Source organism: Campylobacter sp. (genome assembly GCF_019423325.1).
Classification (GTDB): domain Bacteria; phylum Campylobacterota; class Campylobacteria; order Campylobacterales; family Campylobacteraceae; genus Campylobacter_B.
Window position 1 is genome coordinate 14304 of sequence record NZ_JAHZBQ010000003.1, and the last position, 19996, is coordinate 34299.

18 protein-coding genes and 1 pseudogene are annotated in these 19996 nt (G+C 49.1%); 14 read left to right on the forward strand and 5 right to left on the reverse strand.

Annotated elements, in window-relative coordinates:
- Positions 1-41: 41 nt before the first annotated feature.
- Both QZ367_RS07890 and dnaJ read right to left on the reverse strand, forming a co-directional pair.
- Positions 42-659, reverse strand: coding sequence for a hypothetical protein (locus QZ367_RS07890; RefSeq protein ID WP_291939348.1), 618 nt, complete (start codon positions 657-659; stop codon positions 42-44).
- A gap of 195 nt (positions 660-854) precedes the next feature.
- Positions 855-1949 carry a molecular chaperone DnaJ gene (gene dnaJ, locus QZ367_RS07895; protein WP_291939351.1) on the reverse strand — a complete coding sequence of 365 codons (1095 nt, stop codon included), beginning with the start codon at positions 1947-1949 and terminating at the stop codon, positions 855-857.
- Positions 1950-2079: 130 nt separating this feature from the next.
- On the opposite strand from dnaJ, the gene QZ367_RS07900 reads away from it, so the two are divergent.
- From QZ367_RS07900 to QZ367_RS07940, 10 genes are all read left to right on the forward strand, one after another.
- A complete protein-coding gene (locus QZ367_RS07900; RefSeq protein ID WP_005870149.1) occupies positions 2080-2751 on the forward strand; it encodes a response regulator transcription factor in 672 nt (223 codons plus the stop codon).
- Positions 2748-3989, forward strand: a complete 1242-nt coding sequence (locus tag QZ367_RS07905) for an ArsS family sensor histidine kinase (protein WP_291939352.1) — start codon at positions 2748-2750, stop codon at positions 3987-3989. Before QZ367_RS07900 ends, QZ367_RS07905 begins: the two co-directional genes overlap by 4 nt.
- On the forward strand, positions 3986-4555 hold the full coding sequence (gene recR / locus QZ367_RS07910) for a recombination mediator RecR (RefSeq protein WP_291939353.1): 570 nt from the start codon (positions 3986-3988) through the stop codon (positions 4553-4555). Before QZ367_RS07905 ends, recR begins: the two co-directional genes overlap by 4 nt.
- 503 nt (positions 4556-5058) lie before the next feature.
- Complete coding sequence (gene murC / locus QZ367_RS07915; protein WP_291939354.1) at positions 5059-6366, forward strand: UDP-N-acetylmuramate--L-alanine ligase; 1308 nt, start codon at positions 5059-5061, stop codon at positions 6364-6366.
- 61 nt (positions 6367-6427) lie between these two features.
- Positions 6428-7210, forward strand: a complete 783-nt coding sequence (locus QZ367_RS07920; RefSeq protein WP_291939356.1) for a hypothetical protein — start codon at positions 6428-6430, stop codon at positions 7208-7210.
- Complete coding sequence (locus QZ367_RS07925; RefSeq protein WP_291939358.1) at positions 7200-9407, forward strand: endonuclease MutS2; 2208 nt, start codon at positions 7200-7202, stop codon at positions 9405-9407. Before QZ367_RS07920 ends, QZ367_RS07925 begins: the two co-directional genes overlap by 11 nt.
- 1259 nt (positions 9408-10666) lie before the next feature.
- Positions 10667-11386, forward strand: coding sequence for a CorA family divalent cation transporter (locus QZ367_RS07930; RefSeq protein WP_291939359.1), 720 nt, complete (start codon positions 10667-10669; stop codon positions 11384-11386).
- 16 nt (positions 11387-11402) lie between these two features.
- Positions 11403-11777 carry a hypothetical protein gene (locus tag QZ367_RS07935; RefSeq protein WP_291939361.1) on the forward strand — a complete coding sequence of 125 codons (375 nt, stop codon included), beginning with the start codon at positions 11403-11405 and terminating at the stop codon, positions 11775-11777.
- A 96-nt stretch (positions 11778-11873) separates the two neighbouring features.
- The gene (locus QZ367_RS10405) at positions 11874-12176 is read left to right on the forward strand and encodes a hypothetical protein (RefSeq protein ID WP_367116692.1); all 303 of its coding nucleotides are present in this window, start codon (positions 11874-11876) and stop codon (positions 12174-12176) included.
- Between the two features lie 12 nt (positions 12177-12188).
- Positions 12189-12719 carry a methylated-DNA--[protein]-cysteine S-methyltransferase gene (locus QZ367_RS07940; RefSeq protein WP_291939363.1) on the forward strand — a complete coding sequence of 177 codons (531 nt, stop codon included), beginning with the start codon at positions 12189-12191 and terminating at the stop codon, positions 12717-12719.
- A 329-nt stretch (positions 12720-13048) separates the two neighbouring features.
- On the opposite strand, the gene hchA is transcribed toward QZ367_RS07940, so the two are convergent.
- Together hchA and QZ367_RS07955 are read right to left on the reverse strand one after the other, a co-directional pair.
- Positions 13049-13891, reverse strand: coding sequence for a glyoxalase III HchA (gene hchA, locus QZ367_RS07945; protein WP_291939365.1), 843 nt, complete (start codon positions 13889-13891; stop codon positions 13049-13051).
- Positions 13892-14671: 780 nt separating this feature from the next.
- Entirely contained in the window at positions 14672-14812 is a 141-nt protein-coding gene (locus QZ367_RS07955) for an MGMT family protein (protein ID WP_291939368.1), read from the reverse strand.
- 150 nt (positions 14813-14962) lie between these two features.
- Here QZ367_RS07955 and QZ367_RS07960 point away from each other — a divergent pair, with 150 nt between their 5' ends.
- The 4 genes from QZ367_RS07960 to QZ367_RS07975 all read left to right on the forward strand — a co-directional run bounded on the left by QZ367_RS07960 (position 14963) and on the right by QZ367_RS07975 (position 19102).
- Positions 14963-16060, forward strand: a complete 1098-nt coding sequence (locus QZ367_RS07960) for a hypothetical protein (RefSeq protein ID WP_291939369.1) — start codon at positions 14963-14965, stop codon at positions 16058-16060.
- Positions 16061-16290: 230 nt separating this feature from the next.
- Positions 16291-17124 carry a dipeptidase PepE gene (gene pepE / locus QZ367_RS07965; RefSeq protein ID WP_291939371.1) on the forward strand — a complete coding sequence of 278 codons (834 nt, stop codon included), beginning with the start codon at positions 16291-16293 and terminating at the stop codon, positions 17122-17124.
- Positions 17125-17356: 232 nt separating this feature from the next.
- Positions 17357-17503 (forward strand): hypothetical protein, encoded by a 147-nt coding sequence (locus QZ367_RS07970; protein WP_291939372.1) that lies wholly within the window; start codon positions 17357-17359, stop codon positions 17501-17503.
- An 858-nt stretch (positions 17504-18361) separates the two neighbouring features.
- The gene (locus tag QZ367_RS07975) at positions 18362-19102 is read left to right on the forward strand and encodes a DUF4272 domain-containing protein (protein ID WP_291939374.1); all 741 of its coding nucleotides are present in this window, start codon (positions 18362-18364) and stop codon (positions 19100-19102) included.
- A gap of 487 nt (positions 19103-19589) precedes the next feature.
- On the opposite strand, the pseudogene tpx reads toward QZ367_RS07975, so the two are convergent.
- Positions 19590-19970 (reverse strand): annotated as a pseudogene (tpx, locus tag QZ367_RS07980) (thiol peroxidase); the annotation flags it as partial.
- Between the last annotated feature and the right edge of the window lie 26 nt (positions 19971-19996).

Sequence of the window (19996 nt, forward strand, 5' to 3'; positions counted from 1 at the left end):
CAGGCGAAGTAAAATTTCGTAAATTTTCGCGGGCCCAAACATTAATCCAAAGCCGCGAATTCCACGTATTTCTCCATCGCAACCAGCAGGAGCCAGCGCGCGGTAGGGCTGAAAAAATAGTGGTGTTCTGGGACCTGCTCCATTATAAATTTTAAAAAATCGTAAAAATATTCAGGCGCAAATTTAACCTCGGCGCTCGTTAGACTATCGCCTAGATAGTGGATTTCGCCGCTCAAAATCCTCGCTTTTACCGCGGGGTTTGCGTCTATGAAGCTTCTGGCACCAGCAAAGCTCAGGCAGTCCGCGGTCGCGTAATCTTTCAATCCACGCAAGACGGGTTTGGAGCCGACGAAGGCGAAATTTTCCTCTATAAATTTCACTCCGCCCTCGCTTACCCGCCAGCGATCGCCCAAGCTCGATAAAAACGCAAACATCTCATCATCCGCGGATTTGAAATTTGTAGGCTCATTTTTGCGATCCATTTTCGTCCTTTTTAAATTTGTAGTCGCTTGCGGTGTGCGAATCGCGACCCTGCTATCGTTTTGCGGCGCACTAGCGCTCAAAAAGACCGCTGCGGACACAGATAAAATTCTACTCGCAAGCATTACCCTATAAAGCCGTGCAGTGTTTGCCGTGATCAAACAGACGACGCTTGGCAAACGGCGGCTAAACGATAGTCGCTAATCACATGAAGCAGCGGGCGAAGATCAAACAAGCTACGATCAAATGAACTACGGCTAGCGAGCAAACAAACAAGCAGCAGAGCGACCAAACAGGCAGCGCCTAAATTTAAAATTCCGCAGCCCGCTAAGCTAGAGCTTAAATAATCGCCGCGTAAGGCAGATCAAGGCAGTTTACTTGAAAAAATTCTTGATCTTATCGAGTATCCCCTCGTCGTCTCCGCCCTTACTGCCGAAGCTTTCTTGAAGCTCGCGCAAAAGCGCCTCTTGCTTCTCGTTCAATTTTTTAGGCGTCTGGACGTTTACCTGCACGATCAGATCGCCGTTTTTCTTAGTTCGGATATTTGGCGCGCCCTCGCCGTAGATCGTGAAGCGCTGCTTGTCCTTCGTGCCTACTTTGAGCTTCAGCTCTGCCTTGCCGCGCGGCGTCGGCACCTCGATGCTCTCGCCCAAGATCGCCTGCGTGAAAAACACCGGCACCTCGATATACAGGTCATCTCCGTCGCGCAGAAAGTGGCTATCCTCCTTCACGCGCACTATCACGTACAGATCCCCGATCTCGCCGGTTTTGGAGACGTTGCCTTTGCCGCTTAGGCGCACGCGCTGTCCGTCGTCTATGCCTGCGGGGATGTCAAATTTAAGGCTCACGTCCTCTTCGGTAAAGCCCTTGCCGCCGCAATCCTTGCATCTGTCTTTTACGATCTCGCCCGTGCCGCCGCATTCGGAGCAGCTTTGGATGAAGCTCATATATCCGCGCCTTACAGCGACGCGCCCGGTACCGCCGCAAGCGGAGCAGGTATGTCTTTTTTTATCCTTCGAGCCGGTAGCGTCGCAGGTGGAGCACGGCTTTTTGATCTTGTATTTTATCTCCTTGTGAACGCCTTCTAGAGCCTCTTTAAATTCCAGCGTTACGGCTAGCTCGGTATCTATGCCGTATGGATCGCTAGGGCGAGTCGAGCGACCGCCGCCGCCGAATGCCTGCTCAAAAAAATCGCCGAAAATGGAGCTAAAATCAAATCCTCTGCCGCCCGTGCCGCCGTATGCGCCGCTGATGCCCTCTTTGCCGTAGCGATCATACATCCTGCGCTTTTGATCGTCGCTTAAAATTTGATACGCTTCGTTGATCTTTTTAAATTTCTCCTCCGACTCCTTGTCGCCTTGGTTGCGGTCGGGATGAAATTGCAAAGCGAGCTTTCGAAACGCCTTTTTTATCGTCTCGGCGTCCGCATCGCGCGCCACGCCTAAAATTTCATAATAATCTTCTTCCACGAAATTCTCCTTAAGCTATAACAAAAGGGGCAATTTTATCTAAATTTAATAAAACTCAAGTTAAGACTTAACTATTTTTATGTATAATGCAATATTTAAAATTTCAAATCAACGATTCAAAGGATAAAAAATGATAAATGTATTGATGATAGAAGACGACAGCGAGTTCGCACAGCTTCTAACCGAATATCTGGCTAAATTTAACATCCAAGTTACAAACTTCGAAGACCCGTATCTGGGCATTAGCGCTGGGATCAAAAACTACGATCTGCTGATTTTGGATCTTACGCTTCCGGGGATGGACGGACTTGAGGTTTGCAAAGAGATTCGCGAGAAATACGACATTCCGATCATCATCAGCTCGGCTAGAAGCGACGTGAGCGATCGCGTAGTGGGTCTTCAGATCGGCGCGGACGATTACCTGCCAAAGCCATACGATCCAAAGGAGATGCACGCGCGCATTATGAGCCTCATCCGCCGCTATAAAAAAGCTAGCGAGAAGGAAGAAACCGCCACCGATAGCGTATTTCGTATCGACGATAAGCGCCATGAAATTTACTTCGGCGAGGAATCGCTAGTGCTAACGCCTGCGGAGTATGAAATTTTAGAATATCTAATCAAGCAGCATAGCTTTTCGGTATCTCGCGAACAGCTCGTATACCATTGCAAGAGCCTAAAAGATAAAGATTCAAAGAGCTTAGACGTCATCATCGGACGCCTACGCACCAAAATCGGCGACAGCTCCAAAGCGCCTAAGCATATCTTTTCGGTTCGCGGTATCGGCTACAAGCTCATCGGATGAAGCACTCCTTAATCACCAAAATTTCGGTTTTTTTTGTAATCGCGATCATCTTAGTCTGCGTGCTTTTCATCACGTTCGCACGGATGCAGATGAATAGAGCTCTAGGCAGCATGCAGGCTAATCAAATAAACGCGGTCAATAATCTACTTGAGCTATACAAGCGTAATGCCCCTCCCAGCGATATTGAGCGCTACTTCTCCAGCTATGGCTTGGAGCTTGTAAAAGACAAAAATATCATCCAAAACATCATCACGAGTGGTAAAATTTTTTTTGTTCAAGACACTTCTATCGGCGAGTTTAGCTCGGTCGAGTATAATAATTCACTGTTTTTAAATATAAAAAACAACTCTTTCGTCGTGGTTTTCGAAAGCCTCGGCACGAAGAATTTAAACGATCCGCTCTGGGTCGGGTTTCTGCTTACGATGGCGGTTTTAATCTCGCTTTATCTATCAATCGTGCGAAGCTTCACGCCGCTAAAAAAACTAAGCAAAAATATCAAAAAATTCGCCCAAGGTAATTTGGACGTAAATTTAGCCGCCACGCATAGCGAGGACGAGATTGGGCAGGTCGCGCAGGAATTTAACAACGCGATTGCTAAAATTCAAGAGCTGATCCGCTCGCGCCAGCTGTTTTTGCGCACCATCATGCACGAGCTCAAAACCCCGATCGGCAAGGGTAGACTCATTACGGAGATGCTCGATGACGAAACACAAAAAGAGCGGCTCGTAAATGTCTTCGAGCGGCTTGAAATTTTAATCAACGAGTTTGCCAAAATCGAGCAACTACTCTCAAAAAGCTACTCGCTCAACTATCAGGATTATCATTTCAGCCTCATTTTAGAGCAAGTAAAAGATATGTCTATGCTCGATAATTGGGACGAGCTCATCAGCACGGATATCGAGTGTGACGCGGTGATAAACGTGGATTTCGGGCTATTTGCACTAGCCATTAAAAATTTAATTGATAACGCCCTAAAATACTCCAGCGATAAAAAAGTCCGCATCATCTGCGATGAAAACAAAGTAAGCGTCGCCAACCGCGGAGCGGCGCTTGCAAAATCATTCGAGCACTACAAGCAGGCTTTCATTAGAAATAAAGACGAGAAAGCCACCGGCATGGGGCTTGGGCTCTATATCATCGATAAAATTTGCGAGCTGCATAAATTCTGCTTCGAGTACAATTACAGCGACGGCACACACTACTTCTCGATCGTCTTTTCGCCGAAGGGCGCCATATGAGCGGCACAGACAGGTTCGAAGAGCTCGTAGCAAGCTTTGAAAAGCTCCCCGGCGTGGGCAAAAAATCCGCCCTGCGCTTTGCCTACTACGTAAGCGTGCAAAACTCCTTCCTAGGGCTAAATTTAGCGCACAATATCGAAGAGGCGGTGCGCGGACTGCACAGATGCCGCATCTGCGGAGCGGTATGCGAAGGCGAGATCTGCGAATACTGCGCCGACGACGAGCGCGAAAGCGATAAAATTTGCATCGTCGAAAACCCAAAAGATATCTTTATTTTAGAGAGTAATAAAATTTACAACGGCCGCTACTTCGTGCTAGACGCCGCTGACGAAGATAAAATCGCGGCGCTGCGCGCCATGGTAGAGCAAAACGGCGCGAGCGAGCTGATTTTCGCGCTGACGCCGGGCATCAACTCCGACGGGATCATGCTTTACGTCGAGGATAAGCTCGCGGATCTGGGTTTGAAATTCACCAAGCTCGCCCAAGGCGTGCCTACGGGCGTGAGCTTAGATAACGTCGATATGCTCTCGCTAATAAAGGCGATCAACGGGCGCACTGAAATTTAGAATTTCGATGAAATTTTAAATTTATGTGGGTAAATTTATCGGCTAAATTTAAAGCGCAAAGCAGCGAATAAGTTTTGCCGCGAAGCTCAAGCGGCTAAATTTCGGGCGTTAAATTTAAATAATGGACGTGCGACGAAATTTACCGAAATTTACGCGGCTTCGGTGCGCGATACGATGCGGCAGGCACGGCGGCGCCCCGCTCGCTGCTAAATTTTAACGACGAGTTTGAGTCGTAAAATTTAAGCGCTCCCGTTTCAAAGCAGAGTTTTAAGCGCAGAATTTCGAACGCTCAAATTTTAAAAGGCGAAATTCTAAAGGTAAATTTAGATCGCTAAATTTTAAAAGCGGATTTAAAAGTAGCGAGACGGGGTTGCATGACGCTGCGAGCTCGTAATTAAAGGCGAATTTCAAGGCGCGCGGGAATGGTTTAAATTTTTAAATTTCGCCGACGCGGGATTTAAAAATTTAAACGTAATTTTCTATTATAATATTTAAGGACAAAGGTGAAAAAGGTTCATTTTATCGGCATCGGCGGCATAGGCATCTCCGCATTAGCGAGATTTTTACACGAGAAAAATTTTATCATTTCGGGTTCGGATATCAAAGAGAGCGAGACGACCTACAAGCTAAGAGCGGACGGCATGGAGATCATCACTCCGCACGACGCTTCGGCGATTAAGGATCAGGAGATCGTCATCTACTCCGCCGCGATCAAAGAGGACAACGTCGAGCTGCAAGCCGCGCGCAAAAAAGGGATCGTCTGCCTCTCGCGCAAGGAGGCCCTGCCCTTCGTGCTAAAAGACAAGCGCGTCTTCGCAGTCGCCGGCGCGCACGGCAAAAGTACCACGAGCGCGATAACCTCGGCGCTGATAGACGGCTCGGTTATCATCGGCGCGATCTCCAAGCAGTTCGGCTCGAATATGAAATACGAAAACAGCGAAAATATCATCTTTGAAGCCGACGAGAGCGATTCAAGCTTTTTAAATTCCAATCCCTACGTCGCGGTCGTTACCAACGCCGAGCCCGAACATATGGATCATTACGACAACGATTTGGATAAATTTCACGCGGCGTATCGCGGCTTTTTGGAGCGCGCCAAGATCCGCGTGATAAATGCCGAGGATGAGTTTTTAAGCTCGATAAAGCTCGGCTGTATCAAGCTCTTTCCTTCGCGCGACATAACGGATCTAAAGGTGCTGCTACGCGATCATCAGCCCTTTATGAGCTTTAATCTTAAAGAGCTCGGACGCTTCGAGGTTTACGGGCTAGGAAGGCACATCGCCATAGACGCGTCGCTGGCGATCCTAGCCGCAGCGTGCGAGACAGGGCTAGAGCAGATCCGCAAAAATTTACTGAATTACCAAGGGATCAAAAAGCGCTTCGACATCCTGTGCGCCACCCCAAACTTCGTGCTCATCGACGACTACGGCCACCATCCTACCGAGATCAGAGCGACGCTGCAAAGCGCGCGCGAATACGCTAGCCTGCTAGGTCTTAGCAAGATCACGGCGATCTTTCAGCCGCACCGCTTCAGCAGACTTAAGGCGAATTTAAACGCTTTTAAAGAGTGCTTTGCGGGTGTAGAAGAGCTAGTGGTGCTGCCCGTTTACGCCGCGGGCGAACCTAGCAACGGTATCGATCTAAAAGAGGAATTTAAGGGGCTCGGAGCGCTATTTACCGAGAGGGTCTTTAGAAACGGCGAGAAGATAGAATTTAGCGATATTTTCGGCGTCCGCCACATCATAAACGACGGCCTCGTGATCGGATTTGGCGCAGGCGACATCACCTATCAGCTGCGCGGAGAATTTTAAGCTTGAAAGCTCTCGCCAAATTTATTAGACAAACTCCGCAGCGGGCGGGCAAGGATAAAATTTGAGATTTTTAGTATTTGTTTTCGCATTTTTATTTATCGCGGCGATCTTTTTCGTGCGGGACGAAATTTTAAGCAAAAGGGCCAAAATCATCGCCACGGTGCTGATCGTGCTGCTGTGCGCGGGAGCGTATCTTTATGAAAGCGCGAGCGAGCACTCCGCCAAGCTTGAGGAGGAGATGGTGTCTAAATTTAACGCAGGCGCCAGATTAAGATGCGGCGGCGCAATAAATTCCGCTTCTGAAACACGCGGCGCGGCAAATTCCTATCCCGAAAAACACGGCGCGGATGCGAAAAATTTGGGCGCGAAAGCCGACGAAGCAAATTTAAACGCGCAAGGCGAGGCCGCTTCCGCTACGCAAAGCTCCGCCGCTCAAACGAACGAGCAGGCTTCAGCCGCGCAAATAAACGGCACCGTCTCGGACGGGCAAAATTCCGCACAAAGCCCTACTTCGCAAAATTCTACGCAACAAAACGATACGCAGAGTCTCACGCCGCAAAATTCCGAGAATCAAGGAGGTACGCGAAGCTCTGCCTCACAAAATTCTACGCAACATTCCGCGCAACGAGACGACGCGCAAAGCTATAGTCCGCAAGCCTCCGCGCAGAATTCTAAAACTACGCAAAATTTTGCCGCAGACAAAGAGCAGGGCTCCGCGCAGATCGTAACACGAGAAAATTTCACCTACTCCTTTTCGATGGGCGCTTTCATCGCCAAAAAGAGCGCGGACGCGGAGTTTAAGGGCAAAACCTACAAGATTAAAGAGTGCGTTTATGATCAGTGACGAACTCTTTATGCGCCTCGATCTAGGCGAGTACCTAGAGAAATTTAAAAGCTTTTTGGCGCGCGAAAAGCCGCTGTTTTTAAGCGGCGATAGCAAGCTAAATTTTGAAAAAATTTCGGAGCTTACGAAATTTGATCTCGCGCAGTGCGAAAGCGTCGCGAACCTAGACGACGCGCTGATGCGCATCTCAAAGCATGGCGTGCTTCATATCAGCGAAATTTACGAGTTTAGCAAGATCGTTCGCTACTTTTTATATCTCAAAAAGCAGCCTTTTGAGGGCAAACTCTCCGCTTGGCTTGCGAAGATCGAGATTCCTGCGCCCATTGCGCAATTAAAGGATTATTTCGATGACCAGGGCGGCTTTCGCGACGCGATAGACGAGCGCTTCGGCGCGCTAAACGAGGCGTTTAAAATAAAAAAGGGCGAGATCGAGCAGACGTTAAAAAGGCTGATCTATTCCAAAGCCCTTTCGCCCTATCTCGCCGACACGCAGATCCACTACATAAGCGACACCGAGGCCCTGCTGGTGCGCGGCGGCTTTAATCATGTGCTAAAAGGCAGCGTCGTAGCGCGCTCAAGCGGAGGCTATTTTTACGTGCTTCCCGACGCAATCGCGGCTCTGAAGTCCGCTCAAAGCGCGATTTTGGATAAAAAAGAGCAGATCGTATTCGAGCACTGCAAGCAGATCAGCGCGGTTTTTAATAAAAACTTAGCCTTTTTGAAATTTATAAACATCGCCTTCGATCAGATCGACGCGCTGATTGCGCGCGCCGCGATGGCAAGAGCGAGCGATTATGAGTTCGTCTTGCCTGAGCCCTCGCGCGACATCGTCCTAGACAGCTTCGCCCACCCCGCGCTTAAAAATCCAAAGCGCGTGAGCGTCGAATTTACGGGTAAAATTCTGCTCATCACCGGCGTGAATGCGGGCGGAAAATCGATGCTTTTAAAAAGCATTCTAAGCGCGGCGCTGCTAGCCAAGTACCTCCTTCCGATGCCTATTCGCGCAAGCCTCAGCCGCATCGGCACCTTTAAGGAGTTCGAGCTCGTAATGGAGGATCCGCAAAACTCCAAAAACGACATCTCGACCTTCGCGGGTAGGATGGTTGCCTTTAGCAAGCTGTTCGGGCGCAAAGAAATTCTAATCGGCGTCGATGAGATCGAGCTGGGTACCGATTTTGAGGAGGCTGCAAGCCTATACGGCGCGATGATCGAGCAGCTGATAAGCAGCGACGTGAAGATGATCATCACCACGCATCATAAGCGCCTGGCGATGCTGCTTGCGAAAGATCCGCGCGTGGAGCTGCTGGCGGCACTTTACGACGAGAAAAACAGCGCGCCGAAATATGAGTTTTTAAAGGGCACGATCGGCAAATCCTACGCCTTTGAAACCGCGCTGCGCTACGGCATAGCGCAAAATTTGATCGCTGCGGCGCGCAAAAACTACGGCGAAAACAAAGAGAACCTAAACGAAGCGATCTCAAAAGCGATAAATTTAGAGCTTGAGTTAAAACAAAAGCTGGCACAGACGCAGCAAAAAGAGGAGAAGCTGGATGCGCTGAGCGAAGCGCTAAAAGATCAGCGCGAGCGCGCGCAAAGCGAGCTGAAGGCGGAGCTTTCAAAGCTGCAAAACGAATACTACCGCGCCATTTCGGAGGCCAAACGCAGCGTGAGCCTAAGCGACGTGCGCGAAAAGCAGCGCGCCATAAACCGCGCAAACGAGCTTGCACGGGCTGTGCAGCAGCCCGAACTCGGCACGCCCGAGCCGCAAAGCCTCAAGGTGGGCGATCGCGTAAAATACGGCAAGATCAAGGGCGAAATTTTATCGCTCAGCAAAACCCAGGCGCTGATGCTAAGCGACGGTATCAGGCTACGCGTGCCGCTTAGCGAGCTAAAGCGCAGCGGCGCGGCGCCCGTGCCCGCAAAAAATATCAGCATCAAGGTGCAAAAGCCCGCCTCCGCGTCGCTGAGCCTCGATCTGCACGGCTTGCGCGCCGAGGAAGCGATCAGCAGGCTTGATAAATTTATCAGCCAAAGCCTCGTGATGGGCTTTGATGAGATCATCGTGAAACACGGCATCGGCACGGGCAAGCTCGCGTTCGCGGTAAAGGAGTTTTTAAAATCGCACCCCAGCGTCAAGGGCTTTCGCGACGGCACGCCCGCAGAAGGGGGCTTCGGCTCAAAGGTCGTCTCGCTTTAGGCTTAGGCTCGAAGACCCTTTCGCTTCAGACGCGAGCGCGAATGATTTAGACGCGGAATTTCGCCGTGGGATTTATAGCTTGGCTTTTCGCTAAAATTTCATGCGGCGCAGCCGCAATTTAAATAACGCGGACGTAGTCCGCACCGCTTAAAGCGTCGTCGGGGGTTGGGTGGGGCTTGGGGCGGGAAGGGGAGCGACCTCGCAATTCAAGCTCCCTTCCCGCCCCAAATGCGGTACTGAGCTTAGACGCAGAATTTTACCTTAAAATTCTGCGGCGAAATTCTAATACAGTTTTGCACAAGAGTTTTATAGTTTAGCTTTGCGATAAATTTCAGCGAGAACTTGCGCCAAATTTACACGATACAGCCGTTTTCAGTATGGCTTTGCGTTAAATTTTATAAAAATGTAGTTGCACCAGAACTTCATACGGTGTAGTCGCAATGTAAAATAAGCGCGGACGTAGTCCGCACCGCTAGCGTCGCGCGGGTGGGGGTTGGTAAGGGGGCGCCCCGCTAACTCTGAGCGCCGCCCCCCCTTACGGATTATGTGTAACGCATACGCCGGCTCGAATTTATAAAGATTTCACTATGTTAAATTTCAGTATTTTTAGCTCTTTGTGTATTTCTTTCGGGGCGGGAAGGGGAGCGACCTCGTAATTGGGGCCCCTTCCCGCCCCAAGAGAAACATATCGTGGGTTAAAATTTAAACGGAATTTTATAAAGGCAAGTGCTACTTTTAAATTTATAAATAGCGAAACGGCAATATAAATTTGGAATTTAAAATTTCGCTATATAAAATTTTATCTCTAGAGATTAGGTCGTGGCGACGTTTTCTCTTAAGGGGGAAGGGGCGCTACTTGCTCTGCTTCGCTGTGCTCGCAAGAAACGCTGCCAGGCTAAGCCTTGCGTCGCTACGCTCGTTTTGCGAGGCGCTCCCCCTTCCCCCTTAAAATCCCCCAACCCCTGGTACGCTCAAGGGGCGAGCCTTACGGCTCGCGTTAAATTTTAATAGGGGTTGAATTACGGCATGCTAAATTTTAAAATTTAGCCGAAATTTACAGCTCACAAAATTTTAAAATTCCAAGCGCAAAAGAATTTTGAAATTCCAAATACGATAAAATTTAAGTGGCGGCGAAATTTTAGAATTCCTATTAGTGGCGAAATTTCGGAATTCTTATAGGCAGCGGAATTTCAAAATTCTAATCTGCAACGAAATTCTAAAATTCCATAAATTTAAAACGACTGAATAAGGAGGCCTCATTGAACCCGATTACCGAAAAGCGCAGCGTTTCGGGCTACTACTACGCCGAGGATCGCGAGTATGTGTACTTTGTGACGGACGCGCCGCGCGAGCAAAACTACCGCTTTATTTTCGACGCGGGCGCAATCTATTTGCAAGAGGGTGCCGCCGAGGTGCGGCTTAGCAGCGAGGAGGAGTTTTTCGCAGTCGTAAAAAAGATCCTAGCGCAGTACCGCGATAAAATTTTAGAGCACTCCGCGGAGCTTGAGAATTACGAAAAAATCTACACGCGCCACGGCGATTTTTCAAAATTTATGAAAAGGCATTCGATCCTAAAATACGAAATCCGCAAATTTCAAAACAAAATTTCGCATTTTTACGAGGCGCTGCTCATCTGCGGAAACGAGCAAGCGGCCCTTAAAAAGCGGCTGAAAAACTACGCCTACGAAGCGGGCGTTTTCAAAGGCGTGATGAGCGAATACGCCGTCAGGATCGAGGATATCTATCAGTTCATCCAAGGTCTCAAAAACGACAAGATCAGCCGCAATATCTACATCCTCACGATCATCTCGTCGCTGCTTTTGCCGCTAAATTTCATCACGAGCTTTTTCGGGATGAACACGACGGGGCTGTTTTTAAGCGACTCGGCGCACGGCACGCTCATCGTGACGCTTGCGATGTGCGTGATTTTTGCGGCGATGGTCGGCTTTTTTATGCTCTACGTCAAAAAACGAAACTAAAGCGGAGAGATAAAATTTGAATAAAAATGAGCTAAAAAATATCCTAGGTGGATACTTCGGTAGGGAGATTGCGAGCGATTTTAGAGTGCTGAAAGAGTATGAGATCGCGCACTGCAACGACGCGGCGAAATTTCCTTTTGAGGGCGATAGCAAGCTATTGCGCGAGTTTTGTATCTTTGCAGATAGCGGCACCGGCGATCTGTGGCTCGTGAGCTTTAATAGCGGCGAGATCGCGTTTTACGATCATGATTTGGAGTTTTTGTCCGAGGCGAATTTGGAAAAATTCGATCTAAATCTAACGGGCTGGTTTGAGATAGCGGAGCTTTTTGCTAAATTCGAAGCCATTAGCGACCCTAGCAGCGCGCAAAAGGCGGAGTTTAAGCAAAGCTAGCTAAAATCTGTCCGCAAATTTTAGAAATTTGGGAAATTTAGGCGCTATTTGCGGCGCCTAAATTTAATCGCAAAACAAAAGCAACGATGAAATTTTATCGCATATTACGACTCTCCGCTTGGCAAACTCACGCTCGCGGGCGATGAGGCGGGGCTTTGCAGGCTGTGGTTCGAAGGCGAGGAATACTACGCGCACGCTCTCGCGGCAAGCAGCGCAGACGACAAATTCTACGCGCGCGATATTGCGGCAAAAACAGATGCCGCCGCGAGAGAAGATTGCTGCGAGAAAGGTCGTGCGCTAGAGGCGAAAAGCGGTGCGGATAAAAAGTGGGGCGGGCCGATCTGCTCGCAAAAGAGCAGCACATCGTTAGCGAAACACGGCGCGATTTTGCGGCGTTGAAAAAGAGCGATATTGTGGCAAAAGCGGCAAGCGGCGAGCGGCGCGGACGTAAAATTCTGCGCACATACACTTATAGCGAGCGAAAAATTCTTCATGTGCGATTTTGCGGCTCAGGATGCGGGCAAAAAACCTCGCGCGACCAATCTTTCGGCGCAAGGCGGGAGCAGAAATTTTTGCGCGAACGAGCAAGGCGGGTACTTTGAGGAGAAAAACCTGGTCGTTTTCGATCAAACTAAGCGCTGGCTCGATCTGTATTTTAGCGGACGTGAGCCCGGTTTTACGCCCGCTCTAAATCCCGTAGGCTCGGCGTTTAGGCGCGCCGTGTGGGAAATTTTGCTTAAAATTCCATATGGCAAAACCACGACCTATGGGCAGATCGCGCGCGAAATCGCCGCAGCACGCGGGCTAGCGAAGATGTCCGTGCAAGCCGTGGGCGGCGCCGTAGGGCACAACGAAATCTCGATCATCATCCCCTGCCATCGCGTCATAGGCACGCACGGCAGCCTCACGGGCTACGCGGGCGGGGCATCGATAGGAAAATAAAGCTGCTGCAGCCAAGGGGCGTCGATATGCGAGGATTTTTTTACGCCCGCGAAGAGCACGGTGGCGCAAAGCGGCAAATTTAAAAGGCCGCAAAAGATTTTAATGCTCGCGCGCAAAAGTGCGATAAAATTTGAATACTTAAATTTAGACGCTGCACAGCGCATCGCTTGCAAATCGAAGGCGAGCGGCGATTTTAAACGATTACACCGCGCGCAGGACGGCGATCATTAAATTTAAAGCCGAAGCGGGCACGCTTTGAAATTTTAAATTTTTCCGCCGCGTAAAAATTAAAATTTTATGCCGAGATGCCGACCTTAACGGCGTAAAATTTACAGCGACTCTAAAAGCGTTTTAGCCGCCAGTTTGCCGAGGTTATTGGCCGCTAGCGGACTATCGCCCGAGAGCAGGTTGCGGCCTTTGTGCACGGCGCCGTCGATACCTTCGTTTAGGGTTTTCATCCCAAGTTTTGCTAGCCGCGAGCCCATATACCAGCGCAGATGGCCCGGCATGTAGCCTATATCGGGCGAGGTGCGATCAATGACGTCGGGCAGCAGCACGAGCTCGTAGCCCTCGAACAAAAACTTATCCTCGTCAAGCGCCGCGGCTAGCAGCCCGGCTGGGCCGTGGCAGATCGTGATGATGTATTTACCCTGCTCATGAAACCATTTTAGTGCGGCCTTTACGTCGCGACTCTCGTCAAGCCCGATCAGCGCGCCGTGGCCGCCCAGGATATATAGCGCAAAATACTCGTCAAATCCCTTCTTTACGATATCAGCGGGCTTTTTAGGCTCTTTAAATTTAGTCGCGTAGCTCTCAAAAAAGCCCTTGAGCCGCTCGTCCTTCGCAGGCATCGCCCAAAACTCGAATTTTACGGGATTTCCAGAGAGCGTCGCGATCTCGAAGTCCCAGCCCGCCTGCGCCAGATGATACATCGGCACGAGCGTCTCGACAGGGTGGTTGCCAGTGGAGAAAAAAGTCTCGTTGTCCATCAGCAAATACCGCTCGTCAGCCGCGATGATGAGGATTTTTTTATCGTCGTCGTATTTTTTCTCGTAATTAAAATCCGCCAGATCACTCACGGGCGCCGTAAACTGCGACAGCGAAAACGGCGACGGGAAAAACGCGCCGTGCTCGGCGATATCGGGAGTCGGGAGTTTTGATAGTTCATTCATTTTGTCCTTTTTTATTGATTTGAGTCCGGATTATATGCGGTTTTAGTTAATATTCAGCAATGCTTTACGCCTTAAATTTGGCTTTATTTTGTCTTTTGCTTTCAGACTTAGGGTAAATTTACCCGCATCCTGAGGATAAATTTGGCTTGCGAGTTTAAATATCGGATCGGTGAGCGCGTTAAATTTGCTAGGCATTTTTATATGTCTTTAAAAAACGGCGTCGCATTTTTCGCGAAGGAGCTTAAATTTGACTAAAATTAGCGGCCAAATTTGCCTTTTTGGGTCAAAATTTACGATAGCCAAAATCTATAAGCGGTGCCGAAACAGGCGCGAAAGCCTGCAGCGAAAAAACTAATAAGCGGCGTCGCATCTGCTTCGTAAAACTGCGGCGGGGTTGATTGCCAAGGAGCCGCTTAGTGCGGCGTTTAAACCGCCGCGTAAAAAAGATAAAATTCTATCTTTTCGCGCATGATGATTTGCGCCGCATCTACAAGCAAATAAAGCTCGCAGGCTCTTAGCGATCGGTAGCGCTGCCGCTACCGCCGCTTAAACCTGCGCGGATCTAAAAATTTTATAAATTAAAATTCCATGGTCGCAGACAATTCAAAATTTCGCGCTTCAAACGATCCGCAAATTCCGTGCTTCAGTCTGCGGCGATTAGGCCTTAGCACTCCCAGCAGTGCTTTTTTATACGGGCGCGCTCGCCTCTAAATTTCACGCCTTCGGCCTCTAGCAGTTCGCGCTGAGCCGCAAAGCTCGCCGCCAAGGCGCCTGCGTGGTTTACGACGCGGTGGCACGGGTAATCGCCGTAGAGCACGCTTGCGAGAGCACGCGCCCCACGAGCCGCGAGTGAGCGGGCAGCCCGATCAGGCGCGCGATCTGTCCGTAGCTAGCGACCCTGCCCGCGGGGATCTCCTCCACAAGGGTAAAATTTCATAGATCAAATTTTGCGTCAAAACCATGGCGTAATTATACTTTTTCGCGTTTAAATTTAGACCTAAATGTAGCCGCTTTGCAGCGCTAAATTCGATATAATTTCTAAAATTTAGCACTTTATAAAAGGAGCGAGCTGTGGACGAGAAATTTCAAGCAGATACAAAAGAGCTGGACGAGAAATTTGCCGCTATCCCTGAAAATTTAAAGAAGCGATACGATATGCATAGATTTATTAGACGCGTGATTATAGGGTATTATTCGTCGGCAGCTACAACCATCTATTTCTCGCTAATGCTAATGTTTTTTCTTGATTTGCTTTTTTCGAATATCGGTATAGAATCGTCGTCTAAAATTTTTAGAGATATTTGTGATGTCGCGATAATAGTTTTGCCTATATGCGCGACGATCTGTTTTTTAAGATACACTAAGACTAAGCGATACAGCAACCTTTTTATCAAGGATCAAGGAGATAGTTTGTTGGTCTTTACGATAGAAAATTTTGCCAGCATAGTTTTGCTTTTGTATCCGATTTTACTTTTTATTTGGATGTCAATTTATAAAGACGGCGAAGGATTTGAGGTTTTCGGATTTTTATACTGTCTTATCGCAGCTCCGATCTGCTTGTTAATCTTTACGATATGCTATTTTTTCAATAAAAGCTCATATACACCCGCCTCCGGGACCCCGGATCTACGCAGAGAGTCTGTCCTAGCGGCTCAAAGCGCAAAATCCGTAAAGGAAAGACTGGACGAACTAAATGAGCTTGACGCAAAATTTAAAAATATACCGCGCAATCTAAAAAATCGCTACGACACGCATAGACTTATCAGACGTGCTAGCATGACGTTTGTGGGCTTTACGGTTCTAGTTTCGTGGTTTACAAGCTTTGTGAATAACGTTCTGGGCGGGCTTTTTTCTCTTGCTGCGGTGCTGATTTTGCCATATATTTTTACGAAAATTTATCTAAAGAGCTATCCGACGAAAAAATACAGCAAATTTTTTATAAAAAATCAATGTTTTTCTCTGGCAGTTTTTATAATCGAAAATTTAGCCAGTGTGACTTTAATCCTCTATCCACTTGCGCTCATAATAGCGGCGCTGGTCGCTAAAAATAATGAGAGGATAATAAGCTTGCTCTTGAGCGGCTCCAATGTGTTATCGCCTTGTTTTCTCGCTTTTGCAGCGTGTTATCTTTTTAATCGAAGCACCTATATTTCAAAGGACGAAGCGTAAATTTCACTAAATTTAACCTAGTGTCGGCGCCATGAATTTCATTAAATTTAGCCGCGCTTTAAAAATTTTACGACGCAGCGCCTCGCTGAATTTCGGAATTTGGTAGTTTTAAATTTTACCTTGCCGAGGCCTTGGGGCGAGCGAAATTTAAACCGAATATTCAGCCCCTCTTTATATGTAAAGGAATATAATTTTAAAGTAAATACAAACTTTGATTTAAAGGAGAAAAGATGCAAAATCAAAGACGAGACCTACTAAAGGTGGCCGCTTTGGCGGCGGGCGCTGCGATGCTCGGTACGAGCGAACTAGCTGCGAGCGAAAAGGCGTTTAAGCTCTCAAAGCGCGATCATAGCAAGCAAAGAGCGCTGCTACTCTCAAGCTCGGGCTACAAAGACACGAAGTATCTATCGCACGCGGTGTCGTGGATCGGTAAATTTGCGCAGGAGAACAACCTCGCGGGCAAAAAGATCGTTTTCATCCCTTACGCAAGCCTTCGCAGGAGCTACGACGAATATGAAAAGCGCGTCAAAGAGGCGCTTGCGAGCTTAAGCTTAAACATAGTCGGCGTCCACCACGCTAAAAATGCCGCGAAGGAAGTCGCGAGCGCGGATTGCATATTCGTAGGCGGCGGCAACACCTTCAAGCTCGTGCACGATATGTACGAAAACGAGCTCATCGCTCTGATTAGCAAAATGGTCGAGGACGGCACGCCGTATATCGGCTGGAGCGCGGGCTCGAACGTCGCGGGCGCTACGATGATGACGACGAACGATATGCCGATCATCGAGCCCGAGTCGTTTAATACCTTCAACATCTTCCCGCACCAGATCAATCCGCACTTCATCTCGGGCAAGCCTGCGGGGCACAACGGCGAGAGTAGAGAGGAGAGGCTGGAGGAATTTTTGATCGCTAATCAAAAATCGACCGTTTATGCGATGCCGGAGGGTACGGCGTTTTGGCTCGAAGGCGAGAAGGCGACCGTGCTCGGGCCTGCTGCGGTGCTTAAGATGAACTATAAGCAAAAGGTTAAGTTGATCGAGCCGGGTAGCTCATTTAAGTATTGATCGCACCCGCTTAAATTTAACCGAGATGTGCGCCAGACGGCACCGCTCGTTTGAGTGCGCGAATCGGTTAAATTTTAATTGCGGCGCTCGGCTAAATTCGGGCGCCGCTTTTTAAATTTACGCGACAAAGCGCGTTTTGCTTATGTGAACGCGCGATCAAAAGATAAGCATCGATTAAAAGCGGCGCGCGACCCCTGAAGCCATAAAGAGTAAAATTTAAAACGCAGATAAAATGCCCCGCGTCCACCTTCTTATGCCGCTCGGCGATTTTATTCCGTATATCGCGGACATCCTTGCCGGCTACGGCGGGACGGTATATTTGCAAAAAAGAGCGCCTATGGCGCCGCCAAAACAGGTTCGAATGACCTCCAAAACTTAACCGACCTGAGGCAAAGCTTAAAATTTTTTATCTCGCTGGAATCGCCGCAAGAGTCCGAATTGCCTGCAAAGGTATTTTACGACGATATGTATCGAAGCATCATAGAAGGCACGGGCGAGCAGAAACGTAAGAAGCTATAGAGATGATCACGCTGCGGCTCGTCGCAAAAAATCCGGGCGCGGCTACTTGGGAAAATTTTCTCCGGAAATAAACTCAAAAACGACGAAGCGATCGGTCGCGGGCTTAGCTGCGGCGCTTCTTTTTACAAAGATTATTTTTACGCGAAGCGCTGCGTGGACGGTAAAATTTTAAAATTTGATCTAAACGACGACAAACTGCCGAATATTACGACACCGTAAACGGGCGGCATCGCTAGCGTGAGCAAAGGCGGCGCTTACGCAAAAAAGCGCCGCTTGGATCACGCGCGCTTTTAAAATTTAATCTTTTTCCCGCCTAAACGGCTTGGTTATGCAAGAAAAGGCGATCGCTCGCGCAAGGGCGTCTATGTAAGCGAAAGGTCGCTCCGCCATATCGCAGCCGCGCGATCTCAAAGCCGCCTTCGCCGCCGCTAGTTTGTACCGCTTGCCGCAGACGGCTCGCAAAGGGCTATAAATTTAAAACGCCTGCAAATTTAAGCGTTTAGCTACTATAAACGTATCCACTCAGACGCCACATTAGGCTTCATTACTGGCACGGGCGATCCTGCGCGACGCCGCATAAATTTGTAGCGTAGCGTGAAATTTCCGTCCGATTTGCAAAGCTCGGTTTGAGCTTAAATTTAAAAAACCTGCGTCGCCGCCGTAAGCTAAAATTTTGCGCGATTGTTTTAAAATACGTTTAAAATTTTAAGGAGAGCTCATGGCATTTTCAGATTTTTTCAAAAAAGGCGGCAAAAATAGCGCAAACGCCGCAAAGATCGGCAAGACCGCGCAGGAGCGCAAGGATATAAGCATCGAAATTTTAAAATCGCAGGGCGTGCCGTATATCGATCATCTACCGCTGCGGTACGAGACGGACGAGGTCATCCCGCGCGAAAAGGACGAAGTCATCGCTCGCGCGATCTGCTCGTACGCGGCGATAATGTGCGCCTGCTCGATCAGGGACGAGGGCAAACTCGCGGATGAGGATAAGCAGGGCGCGCGGGACTTTCTTACGAACCGCTACGGCTGTATAGACAAGCTCACGCGCATGGAGCGCCGCGTCACGCAGGGCGAGGCAAGCCGCGACGAGGCCGTAAATATGGGCTGGAAATACGAGTCGCTGTGGGCGCTGATGTGGGCGATGGGGCTCGTGGAGGAGCTCAGCTTTCCGAGCGAGATCTGCGACTGCGCCTTTGTGATGGATACCTTTGGCGGCGATTTTTCGGCGCGCGTAGAGTTGCGGGGCACGGATGAAATCCTGCAGGCGCTCGATCTCATCTACCGCTACCACTGGGCGTGCGTCAATGCCCGAGTGCACGGCTCAGACTGCGCAGGGCTCGACGAAGAGGTCGTGATGGAGAGGCGCGGCGGGCTAGAGTGGCTGTGCTGCAAGGGAGCGGAGAACGATAATCTGACGGATGAATATAATGCGTGGGATTATCCAGACTTTAACACCTAGCGACCCCTTTTTTCTTTATACGTCGTTAGAAATTTCGCCGAATTTCAGTCACTTATTATAAATATACGCTCCTTCATTCGGCTCATTTCCGCCTCGTCTAAAGAAAAATAGCGTGCGTTGTCTCGCTTTGCTATACGTCGTTGTGTCTAAAATTTGCTCAGTAACGTATTGCATATATGCTCCCATCGCAAATTTCATCCGCATTTCATCTGCGCCTCGTCTAGCCTAGCGGCGATACTGCCGCCTGTATTTTTGCGCTAAAATTTAACCTCGATCGCGCGCTGTTTTTTCTAAATCCAAAATATTTGCCGACGGATCGAAAAGCATACCGAATGTGAGATAAATTTATAAATTGATTGGGGATAGAATTTTAAAATTCTGTTGCAAACTACACAAAGCGGATCACGGGCGCAGATCCGCCGAAATTCAGCCGCGGCCTGCTAAATTTCAGGACGCCACGGAATTTTAGAATTTAAAGTTGCGGGCGAGCAAGGCGCCCGTCCGCGATCAGCACGCCGTATGCGCGCGCAAACTCCTTATCGCGAAAATCGCTTAGGGCGCGTAAATTTTTGATCCCCTCGGTCGAACAAAATCTGCCCGCGGCAAACGGCAGGTCCATCGAGACCACGAAAACCTCGGTATTTTTTATACTCGCGGCGCGCTCGTTAAATTTGCGAGTCTCGGTCGCGCACACGTCCGTGTCCAGGGACGGCACGGCGATGATGACCTGCGCCTTGCCCGTGCCGCCGCCCACTTTGACCTCGCTAAGATCGGCCGCGACTAGGCTGATCTCGGGCGCCTTATCTCCCAGCTTAAGCTCGCTGCCCGAAAGGCTAACGCTTACGCCTTGCAATTTGGTTTGTTGCATAATTTTCCTTTATTTTGAAATATTTA

What these genes read in the sequence shown, in the direction of transcription:
- QZ367_RS07900 (WP_005870149.1), top strand. Translation starts at nt 2,080, where the DNA reads ATGATAAATGTATTGATGATAGAAGACGACAGCGAGTTCGCACAGCTT.
- QZ367_RS07905 (WP_291939352.1), top strand. Translation starts at nt 2,748, where the DNA reads ATGAAGCACTCCTTAATCACCAAAATTTCGGTTTTTTTTGTAATCGCG.
- recR (WP_291939353.1), top strand. Translation starts at nt 3,986, where the DNA reads ATGAGCGGCACAGACAGGTTCGAAGAGCTCGTAGCAAGCTTTGAAAAG.
- QZ367_RS07925 (WP_291939358.1), top strand. Translation starts at nt 7,200, where the DNA reads ATGATCAGTGACGAACTCTTTATGCGCCTCGATCTAGGCGAGTACCTA.
- hchA (WP_291939365.1), bottom strand. Translation starts at nt 13,891, where the DNA reads ATGAATGAACTATCAAAACTCCCGACTCCCGATATCGCCGAGCACGGC.
- pepE (WP_291939371.1), top strand. Translation starts at nt 16,291, where the DNA reads ATGCAAAATCAAAGACGAGACCTACTAAAGGTGGCCGCTTTGGCGGCG.
- QZ367_RS07970 (WP_291939372.1), top strand. Translation starts at nt 17,357, where the DNA reads ATGCCCCGCGTCCACCTTCTTATGCCGCTCGGCGATTTTATTCCGTAT.
- QZ367_RS07975 (WP_291939374.1), top strand. Translation starts at nt 18,362, where the DNA reads ATGGCATTTTCAGATTTTTTCAAAAAAGGCGGCAAAAATAGCGCAAAC.